Origin of the sequence: Kitasatospora sp. MBT66, assembly GCF_000710405.2 — a bacterium.
In the GTDB taxonomy this organism is placed as follows: Bacteria; Actinomycetota; Actinomycetes; order Streptomycetales; family Streptomycetaceae; genus Kitasatospora; species Kitasatospora purpeofusca.
On the sequence record NZ_JAIY01000021.1, the window covers coordinates 1 to 18,722 of the forward strand.

Consider the following 18,722-nt stretch of genomic DNA (forward strand, 5'->3'; position numbering starts at 1 on the left):
CCGCCGGTAAGCGCGTCGTCACTCACGCGACCGACGAGGCCCGCACCGAGGCCGCCCGCGCCGAGTGCTGCGCGTGCCCGCACGAGGCACCCGAAACCACCGTCACGTACGGGGGCGACGGCATGAAAACCAAGCGGTAGACCCGGGCCCCGGCTCGTCTTCGGACGGGTCGGGGCCATTTCCACGTTCCCGGGGGCGGGCGTGGTGGAATGGACGCCGGGCATCGTTGGTTGCACAACGGTCCCCGTCCGAGTCGAGAGGAACCCATGTCGCCGAAGAAGCCCGCCGCGCCCGCCTGGCAGGAGGTCCCCGGCGCGCAGGAGATCATGGACCGAGCGCTGCCGCTGCTGGGTGCTGCGCGAGCGCGGGAGTACGAGGCCCTTGCGGCCGTCGTGTTCGAGACCGCCCTGCTGTTCACCAACAGCGAGGGCCGTCCGGACCTCAGCCGCAGCAGTCACAACGCGAAGCGGTGGATGTCAGACCTTCTCGACGCCGGAGGATTCAAGCCCGTCCCCGGGGACTCCAAGGAGCGGCGGGAGAAGCTGGCAGCGGACCGACAGGCCGTCTTGCAGGGCGTCCGGACAGCTATGTCCAAGATCCGCGTCGACTACATCCGGAGCATGGACACCGACTCTGCTGAGCGGGACCACCGATTCCCAGGGCTGCCGGACTCCGACGCCATCTTCGCCTACTACAAGATCATTCCGAAGGCTCAGGGCGAGCTGCGGCTTGAGGACTACCACCGCCGCACGTCTCTCCAGCGGCTCGGCGCACTCCTGGCCGATGGCGAGCCGACCATCGCGCCGGCCGACGCTCCGGACGTGGTCCACGCGCTCCACCGGCTTGCCACCGCGCTGGCGCCCGCCCTGCTGGACGGCGCGGACACGAAGGAGAAGGTCCAGCTCCGCCGCGAGATCGGCGAGACCCGGGCCGCGCTGCTTGCGCTGGAGGAGTCCCTGAGCTGACCCGCTCCCCAGGCCCCGCCTTCCCCATCCCGGGGAGGGCGGGGCCTTTTCGCGTTCCGGGGCTGCCCGGTCCGGCTGTTAACCGGGGCGGCTCAACGGTGGCGAAGGAGGCTACGACATGGAGAACATCGCTCTGATCGGCCGGGCGCGGTCCGGCAAGGACACGGCGGCCGGCGTGCTGGCCGAGTACGGAGTGGCCCGGCTGGCGCTGGCCGACCCGCTGAAGGCCATGGCCTACGACATTGACCCGGTGATCGGCGTCGAGGTGCTGGGCGTCCACGCCTACAGCACGATCGGCCTGGCCGAAGCCGTGGACCGCTTCGGCTGGGAGCAGGTCAAGGACCGGTTCCCGCAGGCCCGCCGGTTCCTCCAGCGGCTGGGCACCGAAGGCGTCCGGCGACACGTCGCCCGGGACTTCTGGATCGCCCGGTGCATCAACACCGCCGCCACCTCGGAGGGGCCGGTGGTGGTCACCGACGTCAGGTTCGAGAACGAGGTGGAGCGGCTTCGTGCCGCCGGGTTCGAGGTGTGGTTCATCGACCGGGGAGCCCCGGACGGCGACCACCCGAGCGAACAGCTCGGCCCCGAGCACGCCGACCGAACCGTCCCCAACACCGGCACCCTGACCGCCTTCCACGCCCGAATCCGCGAAGCCCTGGAGGCCCGATGACCCTGCGCGACCGCTACGGCGCGATCGACCGCACCGCGACCGCGATCGAGAACATCGTCTTCGTCTACACGCCCGTGCCGGACCTGCTGAGCCCGTACGAGCGCGAGGCGGACGAGCAGGCCGCGAGCGCCCGCGTCGAGGCGGAGGTGCCCGGCTTCTCGGACACCCTGCCCTCGCTGACCACCGCGGCCTGACGACCCGCCACTTCCAGGCCCGTCCCGTCCGGGGCGGGCCTTTCCCATGCCCCGAAGCAGAGAAGAGAGCCCATGTCCGAAGGCGTCCGCACGATCCACCAGAAGGGTTCGCGCTACTACGTCCACCCGGAGACGGGCGACCTCGCCCCCTCGGTGACGTCGGTGTTGAACATGGAAGCGAAGCCCTTCCTCCAGAACTGGTCGGCCGGCATGGCGGCCGAGGCCGCAGTGACCGACCTGGAGGTGGTCCAGCGCATCGCCAGCAGGGACCGCCAGGCCGCCGTGGACTTCCTGAAGTTCGCCGCGAAGCGCTACACCAAGGTCCGCGCCGACGTCGGCAGCTTGGTCCACGACTTCTTCGAGCTGCGCCTGCGCGGTGAAGAGGTCCCGTACCCGCACCACGATGTCGAGCCGTACGTGCCGCACATCGAAGCCTGGCTGGACCGCTACCAGCCCGAGCTGCTGAACGCGGAAGACGTCGCCTGGTCGCGTCAGCACGAGTACGCGGGCAGCTTCGACTTCCTCGTCAAGATCAACGGGAAGGTGGTCCTGGGCGACCTGAAGACCAGCAAGAGCGTCTATCTGTCGGTGGCGACCCAGCTCGCGGCGTACGCCAACGCGGACGACCTGATCACGGTGGACCGCAAGATCGTGCCGTTCCCGAAGGTCGACGCCGGGGCGGTCCTGCACGTCACCCCGCAGCGGGCCGAGTTCCGGCCGGTGAAGATCGACCACGAGATCTTCGACCGGTTCCTGACCCTGCGCAAGCGCTTCACCGAAGACCGGGCCTCGGACGCCGGGATCATCGGCCGCGTCGCCTGGAAGAACGACGCCGGCCACCTGACCGGCACGGCCCGCCGCGCCTCCTGACCGGTGTTAACCACCCCGGCTCAACCCCCACGGGGCCGACCGACTGGCGGCCCCGCTCCCGAACGAACGGATCAACTTGAGCGACGCACTCGACAACATCTTCGCCTCCGACCCGGAGCTGGCCGAGCGCGCTGAGCGCGCTGAGGCCAACGCCCGGCCCGACGTGGCCGGCACCCTGCGCAACTACGAGCCCGACCCGAACGGCGGCTTCCCCCGGGCACTGCACAAGTGGCGCGTCACCAGCGCCCTTCCGGCGACCGCCGACGCGGTGGCCGAGCTGCTGGGCGGCACGCCTCACGAGCTGGACACCGAGGCGGAGGACGCCATCGCGGTGGACACCGACACCGACCGGGTGGAGGTCATCATCGATGGCCCCCAGGCGATCGAGTTCGACATGAAGCACTGGGTGAACGGCAAGCTCGCCCACCACTGCGACACCCGGACCTTCCTGTCGCCGCCGGAGGACGTGGGCGTGCCGTGCCGCTGCCCGCGCACGATCGCGGAGCTGAAGGCGCGGGCGAACGACGAGCGGGGCCCCAAGCCGGACATCCGCATCGCCTTCCACCTCGCCCACGACCCGGCCCTCGGTGTCTTCCGCTACAAGTCGAGCGGCTGGACGCTGATCAGCGAGCTGCCCGCGCTGAAGAACGCCCTCGCCAAGGTCGGCGGCCCCGCCCTGGTGAACCTGATCAACGAGCGCGTGAACTACACGAGCAAGGCCGGCCGAGAGGTCGACTACCAGAAGCTCACCGCCAAGGTGGTCAAGTCCTACGAGCAGGCCATCACCGACACCCCGGCTTCGGCCGTCGAGGAGGAGGAGCCGCCGTTCTAACCGGCGCTCCACCAACAGCACCACCAGCGGGACCGGTCCTTCGGGGCCGGTCCCGCTCCCGTTTCCCTGGAGAGAGAACCCGTGCACACCCCGACCACCGCCGAGCCCATCCCGGCCCGCCTCGTCAACGTCCTGCCCGCGACCGACCGCGCGCAGGAGATCATGCGCATGGCCTTCCGCGACGCGCCGCGTCCGGCGTCGGCCGGCACCCGCAACTCGCAGGCCAAGCTCACCGAGCGCAAGGTCTACGCGATCCGTCGCGCCGCCGACCTGGGCGCCAGCCTGTCCGCGCTCGCGGGCGCCTTCGACATCTCCGAGCGGGCGTGCCGCCACATCGCGCGGCGTACCTCCTGGGCACACCTGCCCGAGCGGGGCTGAACGGTGACCGACTACTCCACCCCGCTGTGGAAGGTCCCGCCCCAGGAGCGGCGGGCCTTCCTGCACGACCGTACGTGGGCGCTGGCCGCCGAAGGCGCCCATCCCCGGCGGCTGATGCGGGCGTCCGACGCCGCGCACACCACCGACTTCCGCGAGCCCCGGCCCCCGGAGGAGACGTGACGTACCGCATCGGTGCGGGCATCGCGCCTGCCCTGGGGGACCTTCGCGCCGCAGGCCCCGGGGACCTGGTCCTCTTCCTCCAAGACGCCCGCCAGAGAGGCGACTTCGCCCGGTACTGGGAGGCCGCGGCCGTTGCCGTCTTCCGGGGCGCGGCCCTGACGGTGGTGACCGCCTAGTGGCCAACCGCAACAAGGCGAAAGGCACCGGCTGGGAATCCGCGGTGGCCGACTACCTGAACGAACAGCTCGGCCAATACCGCGAGTTGTGGAAGGAGGGCGAGCGCGCCGTCCGATGGAAGGACCCCACCGACCGCGACAACGTCCGCCGCAACGTCCAGGAGGGCGTGGCGGACATCGGTGACCTGGGCGTGCGCCCGTTCGCGGGTGAGTGCAAGGCGGAGAAGTCGTACGACCTGGCCGCCTACGTCCGCCAGGCCGAGGCCGAGGCGACGAACGCGGGACAGCCCTTCGGGGTCGCCTACGTGAAGCGGCCCCGGGCGAAGACCGAGGACGGGTACGCCGTCACGTCCATCCGCACGCACGCCGCGATCGTCCGCGCTCTGCGGGAGGCCGGTTTCTAGAAGAAGAGAAGAGGTGAGGGCCGTGCGCATGTCGGCGATCCTGGACCGCCTGGAGGAGTGGCGGGACTACCAGCCCGGTGAATGGGTCGCCCGCTGCCCGGCCCACGACGACGGGAAGCCGTCGCTGTGGATCAACCTCAAGACGTCCGGCATGGTGGGCCTGGCCTGCCGCGCCGGATGCCGCTTCGAGGACATCGTCGCCGGAATGGACCTGACGCCCCGGCACCTGTTCAACGTGGACGCGGAGGGTCTGGTCGCAGTCGCCGAGGCCCGGCCGGAACCGGTCTCCCCGTTCCTGACGGCGTCGCTGCGGGTGTGGCTGGACAGCCTGCCGGCCGGTGCCGCCGACGCAGGTGACGCCGTGGCGTACACGCAGAAACGTTTCGGCTTGACCGCTGTCGAGCAGGACCGGCTGGGCCTGCGCTGGTGGCCCGGCCCGCAGCCCTGTCCCGAGTGGGTTCCGACCTCGTTCGTCCGGTATCCCCGCCTCGTCGTGCCGATGGCCGACTTCGTGGGAGTGGCCAGGGGCGCCCAGGGCCGGGACCTCTCGGGGCGTTGCCCCGGCCGGTGGATCTCGCTCGGCAACCCCGAGGGCTTCGAGTGGCAGAGGTTCGGGGTGTTCCCCGGGCCGGACCCGGGTGCGCCGTGGGTGGTGGCCGAGGGTCTGTCGGACCCGCTGGCGATCGTCGCCGACGGCTACAACGCGGTCGGTGTGCGCGGGGCCGCACTGCTCAACAACGACCCCGCGACGCTCGACGCCCTAGCCAGTGCCCTGGTCGGCCGCGATGTGCGGGTGTGCGGCGACAACGACCGCGCCGGGCGGGAGTTTACCCGGACCATCGTGGCCGCCCTCCACCAACGGGAGGTGCAAGCACGGCAGTTGACCCTTCCTGCCGGATTCAAGGACTACGCAGTATGGAGAGAGACCCGATGACGGCATACGCCATCGACAGCCTGACCACCCCCTACGAGCCGGACCGGCCGTCGCTGACGCTGCCCCCGGCCGAGGCGGTGGCCGCCTACCGGCAGGCGGCGTCCCGGTACGGGGCGAGCGACATCGTCAACGCTCACGCGCTGGTGCAGTTCATGAAGGGCGGCATCAAGTACGCCGACGGCGTGGGCTTCCACGTCTGGGCGGGGACGCACTGGGTGCGTAACGAGGTGCTGGTGCGCCAGGCCGCCCACGACCTCGGGGCGGCGATGGTGGAAACGCTGGCCCGCGAGAAGGAGATCATCCGCGCTGCCCTGGAACTCAAGCTCGCCGGGGAAGCCCTGGACGCCGAGTACGAGAAGCAGGTGGCCGCGCTGCCGCTGGCGAAGGCCGCGAAGGGCTTCACCATGGCCCGCAGGATTGACGACCTGATGCGCGAGCTGGCGTCCGTGCGCGGTGTGCACTGCGACGTGGACGACTTCGACAACCAGCCGCACCTGATCAGCTTCGCGGATTCGACCGTCGACCTTCGAACGGGAAGGCGGCAGCCGCACGACCCGGCCGACATGCTGACCAAGTCCCTGCCGTGGAACTACAACCGGCTGGCGAAGGCCAAGCGGTGGCGGGCCTTCCTCAAGGAGGTGTTCCCCGCCGAGCCGTCGATGGTCGACTACATGCGCCGCCTGTGCGGGTACGGCATCACCGGCTCGACGGCGGAGCAGGCGTTCGCCGTGTTGGTCGGGATCGGTGCCAACGGGAAGTCGGTGTTCCTGGACACCTTGTCGTATGTGTTCGACGCGCTCTCCGAGACCACTCGGTTCGAGACGTTCGAGGACCGGGGCAGCAGCATCCCCGCCGACCTGGCCGCGCTGCGCGGGGCCCGGATGGTGATGGCCAGCGAAGGCGAGGCCGGCAAGCCCATGTCGGAGTCGGTGCTGAAGCGCGCGACCGGCAGTGACCGGCTCACCGCTCGGTTCATGCGGGAGAACTTCTTCAGCTACCAGCCGACCTTCCTGCTGTGGTTGGCGTCCAACCACACCCCGGCCTTCCGCTCGCAGGACGCCGGGTTGTGGAGGCGCGTGAAGCTGATCAAGTTCGACCGCTTCTTCAAGCCGGAGGAGCGGGACCACTCGATCTTCGCCACCCTGCGCGAGGAGGCCGAAGGGATCGCCGCGTGGGCGGTCGCGGGGGCCGTCGAGTGGTACGCCGACGGCCTGAAGGAGCCCGACTGCATCAAGACCGCGACCAGCAACTTCAAGGAGAACTCGGACGCGCTGGCGGAGTTCCTGACGGACGTCCTGGTGAGGACCGACAGCGACAGGAGCTATGTCCCCTCGCAGGAGGCGTACACCGCGTACCGGGACTGGTGCGAGGCGCAGGGCGAGAAGGCGTGGACCCGTCGGGGCTTCGTCTCCGCGCTGGACGAGCGCGGCATCCGCCAGCACCGCATGACGAAGGGCCGCGTGCTGCTCGGCGTCCGGTTTGCCAACGAGGCGGTACCCGCCGGGCCGGGCGTCTTCGACACCACCAACGACTAGGAGAGGCGCACATGCGGGTACACCCGTACCGGCTGGCCGGAGAGCCAGTTGAGATCAAGGTCGCCGAACGACCGGACGACCTGCGGGAGTTCCGCGTCTGGTGGACCGCCCACGCGGCGGCCGGCACTCTGATCGGTTTCGACACCGAGACCACCGGCCTGGCGTGGACGGACCGAATACGGCTGGTGCAGTTCGCCGACACGCACACCGCGTACGTCATCCCCGTCGAACTCGGCGACCCGTTCCGCGCGGCGGCGATCGGGGCCCTGGCCACGCTGCCGAACCTGGTGGCGCATCACCTGGCGTTCGACGCGCTGAAGGTGGACAACGAGCTGGGCATCCCGCTCGAAGACCTCTACCCGCGCGCTCAGGACTCCCGGGTGGCCGCCCATCTCCTGGACAGCCGTCACGACTACGAGGGCGGGGTGGGCCTGTCCCTCAAGCCGTTGTCGGCCTGGTACGTGGACGCCAGTGCCCCGGACACGCAGGGCGATCTCACGCAGGTGTTCAACGGGCTGGGCTTCACCAAGGCGACCGGATGGGCGGGCATCAGCCTCTCGCATCCCGTCTACGAGCTTTACGCCGGTCTCGACGCCTTGCTCGTCGCCCGGCTGCTGCCCAAGCTGCTGGACCGCTACCGGGCCGAGGGGCTGCGCTCGGCGCTGCTGCCTTACGAACACCGGCTCGCCCTGGTGTGCGCGAAGCTCCAGCGGACCGGGATGCTGATCGACCCCGAGTACACCGAGGGCCTGATCGGGCGGCTCGGGCGGCAGAAGGAGAAGTTCGCCGCCGTGGCGGCGCGCTTCGGCGTCGACTCGGTCAACTCGCCCGACCAGGTGGCCGGCGCGTTGGCCGGGATGGGCGAGCGGCTGACGGAGAAGACGGACAGCGGCGCGCTGTCGGTCGCCAAGGAGGTGCTTCTGCCCTTGGCCGACCTGGACCAGGACTGGAAGCGCCTGGGGATGCGCGAGCCCAACGTTCTCGCGGACGCCGTCCTGCGGGCGAAGAGGGCCGGGAAGTGGTCGACCAGCTACGCCGAGGCGATGCTGAACAACCGCGACGAGCACGACCGCATCCACCCGAAGATCAACCCACTGGGCGCCCAGACCGGCCGTGCCTCGCACTCCGACCCCGCGATGGCACAGCTTCCCTCCCACGGGTGGGAGATCCGCCGCAGCGTGGTCGCCGAGCCGGGCAACGTCTACTTCTCGGTGGACCAACAAGCGGTCGAGCTTCGGGTGCTGGCCGCGCTGTCCCAGGAGTCGAGGATGATCCGGGCCATCGCCTCGGGCGCGGACCTGCACGGGTTCGCCGCCAAGATGATGTTCGGCGACGACTACACCAAGGCCCAGCGGACCCTGGCGAAGATCGCCGGACTGGGGACCGCCTACCAGGGCGGGGCCGCGACGCTGGCCAAGCAGACCGGTCAGGAGGTCGCGGTCATGCGGGACACCCTCCAGCGGTACGGCCGGGCGTTCCCCGGGATCAAGCGGTGGGCGCGGAAGATGCAACGGATCGCCCTGGCGGAGCGCTGCACCATGACCACGGTCACCGGCCGCAGGCTGCACCTTGACCGGGACAAGCTCTACAAGTCCGTCGCCTACGCCTGCCAGAGCACGGCGCGGGACACGATGGGCCAGGCGTTGATCAAGATGGACGACCAGGGTCTGACTCCTCACTTGACCATGTGGGTGCATGACGAGGTGGTGGGCACCGCTCCGAAGGCGGAGGCCGCGGACGTGGCCCGTGCGTGCGCCGAGGCCATGCGGATGGACCTGTTGGGTGTACCGCTGGATACGGACCCGGAGGTCTACGGGCCGAGCTGGGCGGACGGCTACAAGCTCCCCGAGGAGTGGGCCTATGCGGCGTGAGCCCGAGAGCCAGTACACCCAGTTCTGCGAGGTGTGCGACGACGAAAAGCCGTTGGTCCAGTTCGGCCGGCGCAAGCGCTCGCCGAACGGCCGGGCGAACGTCTGCCGGGCCTGTGTTCGTGCCGCGAACAACAAGGCCAACAAGGACCCGGCGATCATCCGCAAACGGCGCGACGCCCGGTTGCGCAGGCTCTACGGGATCACGCTCGGTGACTACGAGGCCATGGGCCGACGCCAGCGGTGGCGGTGCGCGATCTGTGGACGGAAGGCCGCTGTCGGCGACCGGCTGGTAGTCGACCACGACCATGACAAGCCGTTCGGACGGGCCGTCAGAAGACTGCTGTGCAGGGGAGAGAACAGCGCGCTCGGCCATTTTGGGGACTCCTCCGAACGGGTAGCCCAAGGCGCTGCATATCTACGTGAACACGGCAAGTGAGACAGAGGTCACATTACCTGCCCTTTGCACTCGATCATGCAGGCTGCGTCCGGAATTTTCAGGACAAAGGTCCCGATTCGCACATAAAGTTCGCGTTGCGGACAAATACTTCACGTGCTTAACCTCTGCTGGCACGCTGCATCCAGCGATGCGCAGGCTGTTACCAGGAGTGATGATGAAGCGGGGAGGATGGTCCCGTTCCGGCGGGGTCCGTCGGCACCTGCGCCGTATCGGCCGGGCCCGACGGGAGGTCGCGCGAACCATCACTCCTGGCACGGCCGTCGCCGTTCGCCGCGCCATGGGAGTCACCGACGGAAGCGGCCTGAACATCGCCGAACTCGCCCCCGAGGACATCGGACGCGATCACATCCGCCAGATGCTGAAGGCGTTAGCCGACCTTCACGCGAGCGAGGCCACCCGCCCCCCGTCCCGCCGCACGCGCGGCCTTCGAGCCCTGCTCGCGCGCCGGGCGCGCTGCATGGCCCTGTTCTCACGACGCCTCACCCTCTCGGATCGACCGGCAACTCGCCGAAGTGCTCCGGGAGCCACCGCGGCCTGACCTGACGTCAGGCCGCCGCCCGCCCCTGCCTTTCGGCTGACCCGAACCAGCAGGGGCTTCTTCATGCCCCGACGCGGCCCACGGCCCGCCGGGGCTTCTTTATGCCCTGACGCGGCCTGAGCGCCGGCCGGGGCTTCGCCATGCCCTTCTGCGGCCCGCCGCGCGGCGATGCCGCACGCCCATCTCTCTGTTCTGTACATGCCAAGGAACTATCATGCCTTCGTCCTGCATCACGCCCGCCCTGATCTCCCTCGCCCAGACCCCCAAGCCCCTCACCGCCCTGACTGGCGTGGGCAAGCTCGACCGGGGCCGGGTGGCGACTGAGGAGATCCTGACGGAGCTGGAGGGCATCGCCCGGTCCGTCTCCCGCAAGCGGGCCCAGCAGATGGAAGGCGACGGCCACCAGGCCGCCCAGGACATCGCCCAGGAGATGCGCCTCTCCTTCTGGCGGGCCATCCACACCTGGGACGTGAACGGTGAGAACACCGCGCAGTTCACGAGCTATGCCTTCCAGCGCGCGAAGCTGGACGGCCGCGCGGTCACCGCCCGCGAGAGCGCCCCGGGCGTGCCGCGCTCGGCCTCCGCCGCGTTCATGGGCGCCCTTTCGCGATCCGGGGGCGACTTCGCCGCCGCGAAGGCCGAGCTGGTCAACCACCCCGACCCCCAGGTCCGCTTCTCGCCCGAGCGCGCCGACGCCGTGAGCGCAGCGTTCGACCGCCCCGTCCCCCTGGCCGACGTCTCGGAAAGCTCGCTCGAAGCATCCTCCGCCCAGGACCCTGACCGGCTCGTGGAGTACACCCCTCTCGGCACCACCCCCCGCGCCCGCCGCGTGCACACCGAGGTCCGTCACGGCCGCGAAGAAGTCGCCTGGACTACCACGGCCGGCTGGTGCACCGACCTCCAGCCCTCCCTGCTGCACAACCCCATCGCCATCTCGCGGGACGCCGTGCGCTGCAAGGGCGTCAAGGTCACCGGAGCCAAGCGTGGCAAGCACGCCACCGGCGCGATCATCGACCACGCCGCCGAGAACGAGTCCAGCGCCCGCTTTGCCGCAGCCGCCGAGGTGAAGGCCGCGGAGCTGCTGGCCGCGATGTCTCCGACGGAGGCCGCCATCGCCCGCGCCGCGTTCGGCTTCGACGGCAACCCCCCGATGCTCACCGACGCCGGGAAGCTGGACGCCACCGCGATAGCCGAGGCCCTGGGCAAGACCCCCGGAACCGTCAAGGCCACCTGGTCGCGCGCCCTGAAGAAGCTGCGGGCCACCGCGTGAGCCGGGTTGTTAACCGCCCCGGCTCAAGCCTTCCGAACACCCACGGAAGGAACCCGCGATGAAGAGCCCGGTCGGAACCTACGAACTGCCCGACGGCGCGGTGCTGCGCGTCTTCGCCGACCACGGCGACAGCGACGGCTACGGCCTGGAGATCACCCACAACGGCGAGAGTGCCCGCTACGACGGCAGTCACACAGCCCGCGAGGTCCGCGCCTTCCTGGGCCTGTTCACCTGACCTGCGAGAGAGAGAACCCCATGATCGAGACCACCGAGCACAAGGCCCGCCTGAGCGTCCAGCTCGGCTCCGTCGTCGGCGTGCGCACCGAGCGGGTGCGCGGCGTCCTGGCCCTGTCGGTCGGCGAGGAGACCGGACGGCCGGCACGCCTGAATGCTGACCAGTGCCGGGAGCTGTCCGCCTACCTCGCCCGCCAGGCCAGCGTGCTGGAGCGGGAGGCCAAGGTCGAGCGCGTCTCGGCACCTGTCGCGGCGGCCGACGGGCTGTTCGACCGCCCCACGTCCCCCTCCCGGTTCGGGGTCTGGGAGAAGCGATGACCCGCACCGAGGCCCTGGCCCTCACCCAGCAGACCGTCACCCAGATGGCCACCAACCAGCGCGGCTACCAGGACCAGCCACTCGATGCCCGCGTCAGCGCCGTCCTGCGCATCGCCAACTACCTGACCCCGCTTACCGGAGAGAACACCGATGACGACCGCACCTGAGCAGCACACCGTCCACCTGGACGAGCAGCGGTTCCCCTGCAAGTACGACGGCCCGCGCGACTTCGCCCGCACCCACGTGGACGGCGAGGGCGACATCGGCCTTCTCGTGCACTGCGGCGAGACCGCCGCCTCCATCTACCTCGCTCCCGAGGTCGCCGACGCGCTGAGCAACACCCTCGCCCAGGCCGCCGCCCAGTCCCGCGCCACCGTCCAGGAGATCGAACGCGTCCGCCAGGAGGAGTCGGAGGCCGCCCGACGCCTCGGTGCGATGGAGGCCGCCCGCCAGGCAGAGGCAGCGCGCCAGGCCGGCCAGCCCTACCTGGTGGCCGGCGGCTCCACCTCGCCCGCCGCCCTGCCGCAGCCGGTCCTGGCCGACCAGCTCACCGCCCCGCAGCAGATCGTCACCGGATACCCTCCTGCCTCGCCCGCCCCGCAGCCGCCGACCTTCGCCGACGTGATGCTCCCGCAGCCCGGGACCGAAGAGCGCGAGCGCGCGTTCCTTCGCGCCTCCGAACTGCTCGGCCCGGACGCCGGGGTGGCCTCGCGGATCGCCATGGCGAACTACCTGCTGAAGGGTGCGACGTGAGCGTCCCCGTGGTCCATGCCGTGGTCCACCAAGCCGCCCGCGCCTACGAGGCCCGGACCCCGGCGGGCGGACGCGTCATCGTCATCGAGACCGAGCACCACTCGCCCGGTCAGATCACCCGATCGGTCGTCCCTCTTCCGGAGCACGTGGCGCTGGACCTGTCCAATGCCATCGAATCCCTCGGATGGTGACCCCTCCGGTGGTTTGATAGCACTATGCGCGAGCCCGAATGCTGGGTGATCGCCGAGGTGGTTCTCAGTGTGCTCCAAGCCGACCGGCGAAACGGCGAGTATCTGCTGACCCAGTACGTCAGCACCGCCGAAGCACGAGCCCTGCTGAACGCCCCGCGCGTCCCCGCCGAGGCAGTACCCCTCCTGGCCGACATCGGCCGCACCCGCAGGCTGGCCCTCGCCATCCTTCAAACCCTCGTGTCCTGACACACCAAGGCCCCCGGCCGGCACTGTTCGCACAGTGCTGACCGGGGGCCCATTTTGCGTTTCAGGACTCGCCCGCCCCGGGCGTCTCCTCCTGCTTCTTCTTCGGCGGTTTCCACCCGCGCGGCGTCTTCCACACGATGTGCAGCCGGTCCGCCTTCAGCCGCGCCCCCGAGTACGGGGCCTTCTTCAGGTACACCCGCTCGATCGCCAGCCGCAGCAGCTGACCCCGGTAGTGCGCGTCCCCGGACTCCCACAGCTTCAGGCAGCGCTCCGGGTCTCTCAGCACGGCAATGTCCGCCATCGGCTTGGCCACCGCTTCCCACTCCTCCCGCGCGCTCTCCACATCCTCCACCGCAGCGCGGCGAAGGTTGATGAACGTCTCCTCGCCGTCGCGGCCCATGTACGCGCCGCCCGCGTTGAGCCGGTCGAGCTTGGCGACGGCCTCCTCCGCCAGCTTGATCTGGCCCCGGGCCTCGCTCTCCTTCTGGCTCTCCTCCGGGTGCGCCAGCGCCACCCAGCCCTCCGCGACGGCAAGCATCACCGGGTCCAGCGGGCTGCTCGTGGTCACCTTCTTGTGCCACTCCTCGCCGAGGAGGCGTTCCACCGTGGTCCGCATCCCGCTTACCGGGTCGGGGCAGGTCTTCAAGCCGAGGTTGAGTGGGCCGCAGCGGAAGGAGTTGCCGTGGATCGTCGCGTTGTGGTGCTTCTTCGGGTCGCGGCCCCCGCCGTCGCACCACATCAGCCCCGACGCCGGTGAGCGCTCGACCGGCTTCTCCTGTTCCTCCACGGTCGGCAGGTTGGTGCGCCGGTCGATCTTGGCTGCGATCTTGCGGTGCTTGTCCCAGACTTCCTGCGGGATGGGCTCCACCCCCTTGGCGAACACCCGCACCGGCTTGCCCTTGGCATTCAGGTAGAGCTGGTGGTGCCCGTTGACGGTCACTACCTGCCACCCCAGGTACACCGGGTTCCGCAGGATCTTGCCCACCGTGTTCGACCGGAACGGACCGCCCCGAGTCGCCCGGAACCCGTCGGCGGTCAGCCCCAGCGCGATCTTCCGGTTCGACTTGCCTTCCGCGGCCTCCCGGTGGATGCGCTCGATCACCGGCCAGAACTTGCCGTGCTTAAGTTTGCGCTTCTTCGTGACCTTCAGCCCGTAGGGCGGCATCGTCAGCCACTTGCCCTCTTCGCGCTGCGTGGCCTTCGTGCCCCGGACCTTCTCCGACAGCACCCGGCTGTACTCGCGGGCGTCCTCCGCCTTGCCGACGATGCGCGAGCGGTCCTCGGGGATGTTGGTGTCCAGCCGGTCCAGGTCGAACACAAGCCTTCTGCCCGGGACGTCCAAGATCTTCAGCACATCGCCCGCACCCTGCCGGGAGTAGCGCGAGGAGTCGTACACCCACAGGCAGTCCGAGTCCCCTTCGAGCAGCGCGTGAACCGCCGAGTCGAACTCGGGACGCTTCACACCCTTCTTGTACGCGCTCAGGTTCTCGCGGTAGACACGGCGGATCTCGTAACCGTTGTCCTTGCCCCACGCCCGCCCCCGCGTCTCCTGCGCCTTCAGCGACAGGATGTCCCGGACAGCCGTACCCCTCACGACCTGCGACTTCCGCAGAAGCAGGTCGAGGTATCGCACCGGTCCGGCAGGCTTGCGCGCCATGGCTCCACTCTCCAGTCAGCGGCACGGGCCTGCATCCTGGAGGTGCAAGGTCGACCCGTCCTCCTGGATGGACGATGCCAACGAGTGCATCGCGCCCCGCATCGGCCTTCCCAGGCTCGCTGTGGTCAGCTGGCCTGAGCCGTCCGACAGCGACGAGCAGGACGAGCGGCACGGACTGCACTGGAAGACCCGTGCCCTTGTCGACTGGGCCGCGGGGCGCCCGTTCGCCTGGGTGGACGACGAGGTCACCGGCACCGATCGGGCCTGGGTCACCGCCCACCATCCGGGGCCCGCCCTGCTCCATCGCGTCGATCCCCGCATCGGCCTGACCGACGGTGACTACGCGGTCCTCGACTCCTGGCTCCGCCGGCAGATCCGCGTTCCGGACCGGTCACCGTGAAGCCCCGTTCGGACGAGGCGGCCGCAACGGATTCCGGCTGTGGTGCCGCCGCGGCCTACTCCAGCAGTTCGCCCATGTGGCAGTCGTCGGCGCGGATCGGCCAGAAGTGGTCCTCGGTCGCCCACGCCAGCGGATCGAGGGCGCGCAGGACGCCCTCGGTGATGTCGTCGAGGAACTCGCGGGGGCGGAAGACGGCCCATGGCGACGGATCCACCGGACGGCTCCAGCGGCGGCGCTCCGCACGCAGCCGCTCGTACGTCCACAGAACATGGAGCAGAGTGCCGAGATCGCGGTGGAGGTAGGGCGCGGGCCGGTCGTCGTCGAACTCGTCGGACAGTTCGATCCGCCCGGTGGCGCCGTCGAGTGCGACATCGAGGTCGTACATCCATCGGCCGAGCGCCACGTACTCGCCCTGGTGGCGGCGACCTTCCGACTCGCCGTCGTCGGCAGGTGCGAAGTCGTCGGAGTGACGCTCCGCCATGGTCACCAGCGGCCCGTCGGACGGTACCGCCAGGGCGCAGCGCCCGGAGACCGGCAGGCCGACGTCGGTGAGCAGGCGTCGTGTCGGGCCGTGCACGAGGCGGTCGGGAAGCTCGTCCGGCCGGAACCGCCGTACCGTGCCGTCGCCGGTCAGCTCGGCGAGATCCTCGACCAGGTCGGGACCGATCACGAACGACGTGTCGCCGGCCTTCCCCGGCTCGGCGCCCCACGCCAGCGCACGGACCAGCAGCGCGCTCTCCCAGTGCGCGGGCCGTCCACCGGTGCGCTCCCACAGCTCCGGGTCGGCCTCGCGCAGCTCCCGCAGACCGAGCCGCACGGCAGCGTCGACGGTCGCGGGCCCGTACGGTGCCCCGTCGTCGCCCTCGGCCCGCTCGTAGTCGCCCGCGGCGCACAGCGTGATGGACTCCACCACCATCATCAGCGCGATCAGGGCGCGCGGGCTGCTGGCCAGCAGGTCACGCCGGAGCAGCCCGTTCCCGTCGGGACACGCCAGGTACACCGCACCGCTCGCCCCGTCGAGCAGCACGACCACGTCCTCGCGCCCCGACGAGTACAGCGCCTCGCCCAGGACGAACAGCCCCTCGCCACCCTCGCAACCCTCGACGCCGAGGCCCGCGAACCGGTCCCCGACCGCCTCCGGGCGACCGTCCGACATGGTCCGCAGATCCAGATACGCGTAGCACCAGGACAGTTCGCCGCTCGCCAGCAGAGCCCGGCTCTCCCCGTCCGTCAGACCGGTCGGCCAGCGGCCGGCCTCCCCACTCTCGTCCAGTCCCACCGCTGCGCCCCTTGCCTGGCTGTACGTCCTCGGACGAGAGTAGCCCGGGCCACCGACGGAGGTGCTGGAGACGGTCAGCGGTACGGCGCGGGTCCCTCGGCGTGGCCCTCCGCACGGAGCTGTCCGGACCATGAGCGGTGGCGCAGCGCCGGCCGTTATCGGGGCGGTTCGAGGGCGCTGGTCAGTCGTCCGGCGGGCGAGGGGCCGGCTCGGCCCGGGTGAGCTCGGTCCATCGCCGCAGTTCCTGTGCGTGACTGCCCGTCGCCGTGGCGCGGGCGACGTCGGCCGTCTGCTCGGGCGTGGGTTCGCCGTCGCGGGCGAGCAGGGTCAGTGGCCAGGTCGGGGTGCGGGGCCGGTCGTGGTCGAAAGGGGACCAGGCCCAGGGGCCTTCGAACCGCCACGCCCGTCCCCGGCGATCGGCGACCTCGTCGCCCACGGCGAGGAACGCGTAGGGGCGCAGCAGCAGTTCGAGGCGGATCGGCTCACCGCCTGCAGGGTCGATGGCGAATTCCTGCTCCTCGGACTCGGACTCGGGTGTGTGGCTCTCCCCTTGCGGCAGGACCTCCAGGAGGGACGCGGGCCGGGGCAGCATGCCGGTGACCAGGGGCGGGTCGAAGTGGTGGGTCGCCACGACATGGACCACGGTCGGCGGGATCCCCACCAAGCAGGTGTCACCTGCCCGGAGCCTGTCGGCGGTCGGCTCGGTCCGGTAGTACAGACGCCGCGCCTCGCGGCTCCCGGGTGTCGGAATCGCGAAGTCGCCATTCCAGTCGATGCCCCCCGGCGCGGGGTCGGGCTCTGCCCATGGCCAGCGCACGGCGATGTGGAAGCGGGAGATCGCGGTGACAGGGACCCGGGTGAACGGGCACTCCAGCATCAGCACATCTCCGGTCCGGAACCGGAAGTCACCGTGGCGGCCCTGTCGGTCTGCGCCCGGCGCTTGTGCCTGCTTGTGCACTACGTCCCCCTTCCACGCCGGTGATCATGGCAGATCCGGGCGACCATTACCGGCTCGTGGTGAAGGTCGGGTCGACGCCGACCAGGTCGCGGCTGGCCGACCAGAGGCGTGCCGCGACGGTGATGTCGGTGAGGTGGTTCCAGAGCGGTTCGGTCGTGGGTGTGCCGCGCAGGCCGAACGCCCGGGGCCCCAGCATCTGGCCGCCGCGGACGCTCGGGTCGAGGACGGCCCGGACGGCGGGCCAGGCGCCGGCGTCCTTGCCCTGGACGACGAGGCCGAGCGGCAGGTGGCTCAGCCGCTCGCGGGTGGTGCGGACATGGATCGGTGGGCGCGAGGGGGTGAGGGAGTCGAGCGCGCCGCCCGGGTGGACGAGCACGCTGAGGGTTGTGCTGCCGGCGGCGCGCAGGCGGCGGTCGAGTTCGAGGGAGAAGAGCATCTGGGCCAGCTTGGAGCGGGAGTAGGCGCGCTTCGGTCGGTAGTCGTGCGTGCTCTGGAGGTCGTCGAGGTCCAGGCGTTCGGACTTGGCGGCGAAGCTGCCGGTGGTGACGATCCGGCTCCCCGGGGTCGCCAGGAGCAGGGGAGCCAGGTGGTGGGTCAGCGCGAAGTGCCCCAGGTGGTTGGTCGCGAACATCAGCTCGTGGCCGTCCGCGGTCTCGCGGCGCGGTGGACGGTCGAGCGCCACCCCGGCGTTGTGGACGACCGCGTCGAGGCGGTCCAGCCCGAGCGCGTCCACGGATGCCCGGAGCGAAGCGTGATCGGCCAGGTCCAGGGGCAGGTGCCGCACCTCGGCACCGGGGACGCGCGAGCCGATGGACGCGATCGCGGCTCCGGCCTTCGCCGGGTCGCGGCTGCCGAGCACGACCGTGGCCCCGGTCCCGGCGAGCTGCTCGGCGACGAAGTACCCGATGCCCGCGTTGCCGCCGGTGACGAGGAAGCACTTCCCCTCGGCGCGGGGCAGTCGATGGACGTCCCACGGCGGGGCCTGGGGTACGGCGGGCATGGCGGGCTCCCGGAGCTCGGAGTGGTCTGACGGGCGGGGCGGCATTCACGGCTGCTCACGCCCAGTCCCTACGGTCCCGGGGGCCACCCACATCCCACCGGCAGGTCGCTGTCCCCGCTGTCAGCCGACCGGCACCCGCGCCCTCGGCGTGGCGAACCGGCGCCGAGGGCCGCACGGCGGTGCAGTACGACCGCCCGAGGTGGTTTGCGGCGATGGATCGGGGTGAGAAGAGGGTGCGGTGGGCGAGAGCGAGGTCCGCGCGGCGAACATCCCCCCTTCGCCGTCCGGACCCGTCCACCATGTTCAGAGCCCGGTCAGCGTGACGGCCGCACACCGTCGGCCGGGTGGCCGACAGGAGAGCGCTGACCCGACCGGCCCCGCGGGCGCGGGCGGGACTGTGCGCACCACGGGC

25 protein-coding genes are annotated in these 18,722 nt (G+C 70.6%); 21 read left to right on the plus strand and 4 right to left on the minus strand.

All coding sequences use genetic code 11. The annotated features are described in order from the left end of the window. Window positions 1-266 precede the first annotated feature (266 nt). From BI06_RS42470 to BI06_RS42550, 20 genes are all read left to right on the plus strand, one after another. Window positions 267-965, plus strand: coding sequence for a hypothetical protein (locus tag BI06_RS42470; protein WP_043477710.1), 699 nt, complete (start codon window positions 267-269; stop codon window positions 963-965). A 118-nt stretch (window positions 966-1,083) separates the two neighbouring features. After that, a complete protein-coding gene (locus BI06_RS42475; protein ID WP_043477712.1) occupies window positions 1,084-1,635 on the plus strand; it encodes a hypothetical protein in 552 nt (183 codons plus the stop codon). Then, window positions 1,632-1,829, plus strand: coding sequence for a hypothetical protein (locus BI06_RS42480; RefSeq protein ID WP_043477715.1), 198 nt, complete (start codon window positions 1,632-1,634; stop codon window positions 1,827-1,829). Before BI06_RS42475 ends, BI06_RS42480 begins: the two co-directional genes overlap by 4 nt. 72 nt (window positions 1,830-1,901) lie before the next feature. Next, entirely contained in the window at window positions 1,902-2,699 is a 798-nt protein-coding gene (locus tag BI06_RS42485; RefSeq protein ID WP_043477718.1) for a hypothetical protein, read from the plus strand. Window positions 2,700-2,775: 76 nt separating this feature from the next. After that, window positions 2,776-3,531: a hypothetical protein gene (locus BI06_RS42490; RefSeq protein WP_051742964.1), complete on the plus strand. Its 756-nt coding sequence runs from the start codon at window positions 2,776-2,778 to the stop codon at window positions 3,529-3,531. An 81-nt stretch (window positions 3,532-3,612) separates the two neighbouring features. Continuing rightward, complete coding sequence (locus BI06_RS42495; RefSeq protein ID WP_043477721.1) at window positions 3,613-3,909, plus strand: hypothetical protein; 297 nt, start codon at window positions 3,613-3,615, stop codon at window positions 3,907-3,909. Between the two features lie 3 nt (window positions 3,910-3,912). Then, complete coding sequence (locus BI06_RS52015) at window positions 3,913-4,089, plus strand: hypothetical protein (protein ID WP_158516536.1); 177 nt, start codon at window positions 3,913-3,915, stop codon at window positions 4,087-4,089. Further along, window positions 4,086-4,265 carry a hypothetical protein gene (locus BI06_RS42500; protein WP_043477724.1) on the plus strand — a complete coding sequence of 60 codons (180 nt, stop codon included), beginning with the start codon at window positions 4,086-4,088 and terminating at the stop codon, window positions 4,263-4,265. The genes BI06_RS52015 and BI06_RS42500 overlap by 4 nt, the downstream gene beginning before the upstream one ends. Further along, complete coding sequence (locus BI06_RS52020; protein WP_051742965.1) at window positions 4,265-4,669, plus strand: hypothetical protein; 405 nt, start codon at window positions 4,265-4,267, stop codon at window positions 4,667-4,669. The genes BI06_RS42500 and BI06_RS52020 overlap by 1 nt, the downstream gene beginning before the upstream one ends. A gap of 28 nt (window positions 4,670-4,697) precedes the next feature. Then, window positions 4,698-5,603, plus strand: coding sequence for a toprim domain-containing protein (locus BI06_RS52775; protein ID WP_051742966.1), 906 nt, complete (start codon window positions 4,698-4,700; stop codon window positions 5,601-5,603). After that, window positions 5,600-7,138 carry a phage/plasmid primase, P4 family gene (locus BI06_RS52780; protein ID WP_051742967.1) on the plus strand — a complete coding sequence of 513 codons (1,539 nt, stop codon included), beginning with the start codon at window positions 5,600-5,602 and terminating at the stop codon, window positions 7,136-7,138. Before BI06_RS52775 ends, BI06_RS52780 begins: the two co-directional genes overlap by 4 nt. Window positions 7,139-7,149: 11 nt before the next feature. Next, on the plus strand, window positions 7,150-9,009 hold the full coding sequence (locus BI06_RS42520; RefSeq protein WP_043477727.1) for a DNA polymerase: 1,860 nt from the start codon (window positions 7,150-7,152) through the stop codon (window positions 9,007-9,009). Then, window positions 8,999-9,445 (plus strand): endonuclease domain-containing protein, encoded by a 447-nt coding sequence (locus tag BI06_RS42525; protein ID WP_051742968.1) that lies wholly within the window; start codon window positions 8,999-9,001, stop codon window positions 9,443-9,445. Before BI06_RS42520 ends, BI06_RS42525 begins: the two co-directional genes overlap by 11 nt. Window positions 9,446-10,218: 773 nt before the next feature. After that, a complete protein-coding gene (locus BI06_RS42530; RefSeq protein WP_043477730.1) occupies window positions 10,219-11,274 on the plus strand; it encodes a sigma factor in 1,056 nt (351 codons plus the stop codon). 58 nt (window positions 11,275-11,332) lie between these two features. Beyond that, a complete protein-coding gene (locus tag BI06_RS52025) occupies window positions 11,333-11,509 on the plus strand; it encodes a hypothetical protein (RefSeq protein WP_158516537.1) in 177 nt (58 codons plus the stop codon). Window positions 11,510-11,529: 20 nt separating this feature from the next. Continuing rightward, window positions 11,530-11,826: a hypothetical protein gene (locus BI06_RS42535; RefSeq protein ID WP_043477733.1), complete on the plus strand. Its 297-nt coding sequence runs from the start codon at window positions 11,530-11,532 to the stop codon at window positions 11,824-11,826. Further along, entirely contained in the window at window positions 11,823-11,993 is a 171-nt protein-coding gene (locus BI06_RS52030) for a hypothetical protein (RefSeq protein ID WP_158516538.1), read from the plus strand. The genes BI06_RS42535 and BI06_RS52030 overlap by 4 nt, the downstream gene beginning before the upstream one ends. Then, window positions 11,977-12,579: a hypothetical protein gene (locus BI06_RS42540; protein ID WP_043477736.1), complete on the plus strand. Its 603-nt coding sequence runs from the start codon at window positions 11,977-11,979 to the stop codon at window positions 12,577-12,579. Before BI06_RS52030 ends, BI06_RS42540 begins: the two co-directional genes overlap by 17 nt. Then, window positions 12,576-12,770: a hypothetical protein gene (locus BI06_RS42545; RefSeq protein ID WP_043477739.1), complete on the plus strand. Its 195-nt coding sequence runs from the start codon at window positions 12,576-12,578 to the stop codon at window positions 12,768-12,770. The genes BI06_RS42540 and BI06_RS42545 overlap by 4 nt, the downstream gene beginning before the upstream one ends. A 24-nt stretch (window positions 12,771-12,794) precedes the next feature. Continuing rightward, window positions 12,795-13,016 (plus strand): hypothetical protein, encoded by a 222-nt coding sequence (locus BI06_RS42550; protein ID WP_043477742.1) that lies wholly within the window; start codon window positions 12,795-12,797, stop codon window positions 13,014-13,016. A 61-nt stretch (window positions 13,017-13,077) separates the two neighbouring features. Here the strand turns inward: BI06_RS42550 and BI06_RS42555 are convergent, their stop codons facing one another. Further along, entirely contained in the window at window positions 13,078-14,673 is a 1,596-nt protein-coding gene (locus BI06_RS42555) for a recombinase family protein (RefSeq protein WP_043477745.1), read from the minus strand. Here BI06_RS42555 and BI06_RS42560 point away from each other — a divergent pair. Then, a complete protein-coding gene (locus tag BI06_RS42560; RefSeq protein WP_369826386.1) occupies window positions 14,585-15,073 on the plus strand; it encodes a hypothetical protein in 489 nt (162 codons plus the stop codon). The two genes, BI06_RS42555 and BI06_RS42560, sit on opposite strands and share 89 nt — an antisense overlap. 55 nt (window positions 15,074-15,128) lie before the next feature. Here the strand turns inward: BI06_RS42560 and BI06_RS42565 are convergent, their stop codons facing one another. The 3 genes from BI06_RS42565 to BI06_RS42575 form a co-directional block, all read right to left on the minus strand. Further along, the gene (locus BI06_RS42565) at window positions 15,129-16,352 is read right to left on the minus strand and encodes an SUKH-4 family immunity protein (protein WP_043477748.1); all 1,224 of its coding nucleotides are present in this window, start codon (window positions 16,350-16,352) and stop codon (window positions 15,129-15,131) included. A gap of 181 nt (window positions 16,353-16,533) precedes the next feature. Further along, window positions 16,534-17,016, minus strand: coding sequence for a hypothetical protein (locus BI06_RS42570; RefSeq protein WP_206743655.1), 483 nt, complete (start codon window positions 17,014-17,016; stop codon window positions 16,534-16,536). 340 nt (window positions 17,017-17,356) lie between these two features. Beyond that, window positions 17,357-18,310 (minus strand): SDR family NAD(P)-dependent oxidoreductase, encoded by a 954-nt coding sequence (locus tag BI06_RS42575; RefSeq protein WP_043477754.1) that lies wholly within the window; start codon window positions 18,308-18,310, stop codon window positions 17,357-17,359. Between the last annotated feature and the right edge of the window lie 412 nt (window positions 18,311-18,722).

What these genes read in the sequence shown, in the direction of transcription:
- BI06_RS42475 (WP_043477712.1), top strand. Translation starts at nt 1,084, where the DNA reads ATGGAGAACATCGCTCTGATCGGCCGGGCGCGGTCCGGCAAGGACACG.
- BI06_RS42560 (WP_369826386.1), top strand. Translation starts at nt 14,585, where the DNA reads ATGTCCCGGACAGCCGTACCCCTCACGACCTGCGACTTCCGCAGAAGC.
- BI06_RS52775 (WP_051742966.1), top strand. Translation starts at nt 4,698, where the DNA reads ATGTCGGCGATCCTGGACCGCCTGGAGGAGTGGCGGGACTACCAGCCC.
- BI06_RS42530 (WP_043477730.1), top strand. Translation starts at nt 10,219, where the DNA reads ATGCCTTCGTCCTGCATCACGCCCGCCCTGATCTCCCTCGCCCAGACC.
- BI06_RS52780 (WP_051742967.1), top strand. Translation starts at nt 5,600, where the DNA reads ATGACGGCATACGCCATCGACAGCCTGACCACCCCCTACGAGCCGGAC.
- BI06_RS52025 (WP_158516537.1), top strand. Translation starts at nt 11,333, where the DNA reads ATGAAGAGCCCGGTCGGAACCTACGAACTGCCCGACGGCGCGGTGCTG.
- BI06_RS42550 (WP_043477742.1), top strand. Translation starts at nt 12,795, where the DNA reads ATGCGCGAGCCCGAATGCTGGGTGATCGCCGAGGTGGTTCTCAGTGTG.
- BI06_RS42520 (WP_043477727.1), top strand. Translation starts at nt 7,150, where the DNA reads ATGCGGGTACACCCGTACCGGCTGGCCGGAGAGCCAGTTGAGATCAAG.
- BI06_RS42525 (WP_051742968.1), top strand. Translation starts at nt 8,999, where the DNA reads ATGCGGCGTGAGCCCGAGAGCCAGTACACCCAGTTCTGCGAGGTGTGC.
- BI06_RS52030 (WP_158516538.1), top strand. Translation starts at nt 11,823, where the DNA reads ATGACCCGCACCGAGGCCCTGGCCCTCACCCAGCAGACCGTCACCCAG.
- BI06_RS42485 (WP_043477718.1), top strand. Translation starts at nt 1,902, where the DNA reads ATGTCCGAAGGCGTCCGCACGATCCACCAGAAGGGTTCGCGCTACTAC.
- BI06_RS42555 (WP_043477745.1), bottom strand. Translation starts at nt 14,673, where the DNA reads ATGGCGCGCAAGCCTGCCGGACCGGTGCGATACCTCGACCTGCTTCTG.
- BI06_RS42480 (WP_043477715.1), top strand. Translation starts at nt 1,632, where the DNA reads ATGACCCTGCGCGACCGCTACGGCGCGATCGACCGCACCGCGACCGCG.
- BI06_RS42535 (WP_043477733.1), top strand. Translation starts at nt 11,530, where the DNA reads ATGATCGAGACCACCGAGCACAAGGCCCGCCTGAGCGTCCAGCTCGGC.
- BI06_RS42540 (WP_043477736.1), top strand. Translation starts at nt 11,977, where the DNA reads ATGACGACCGCACCTGAGCAGCACACCGTCCACCTGGACGAGCAGCGG.
- BI06_RS42575 (WP_043477754.1), bottom strand. Translation starts at nt 18,310, where the DNA reads ATGCCCGCCGTACCCCAGGCCCCGCCGTGGGACGTCCATCGACTGCCC.
- BI06_RS42470 (WP_043477710.1), top strand. Translation starts at nt 267, where the DNA reads ATGTCGCCGAAGAAGCCCGCCGCGCCCGCCTGGCAGGAGGTCCCCGGC.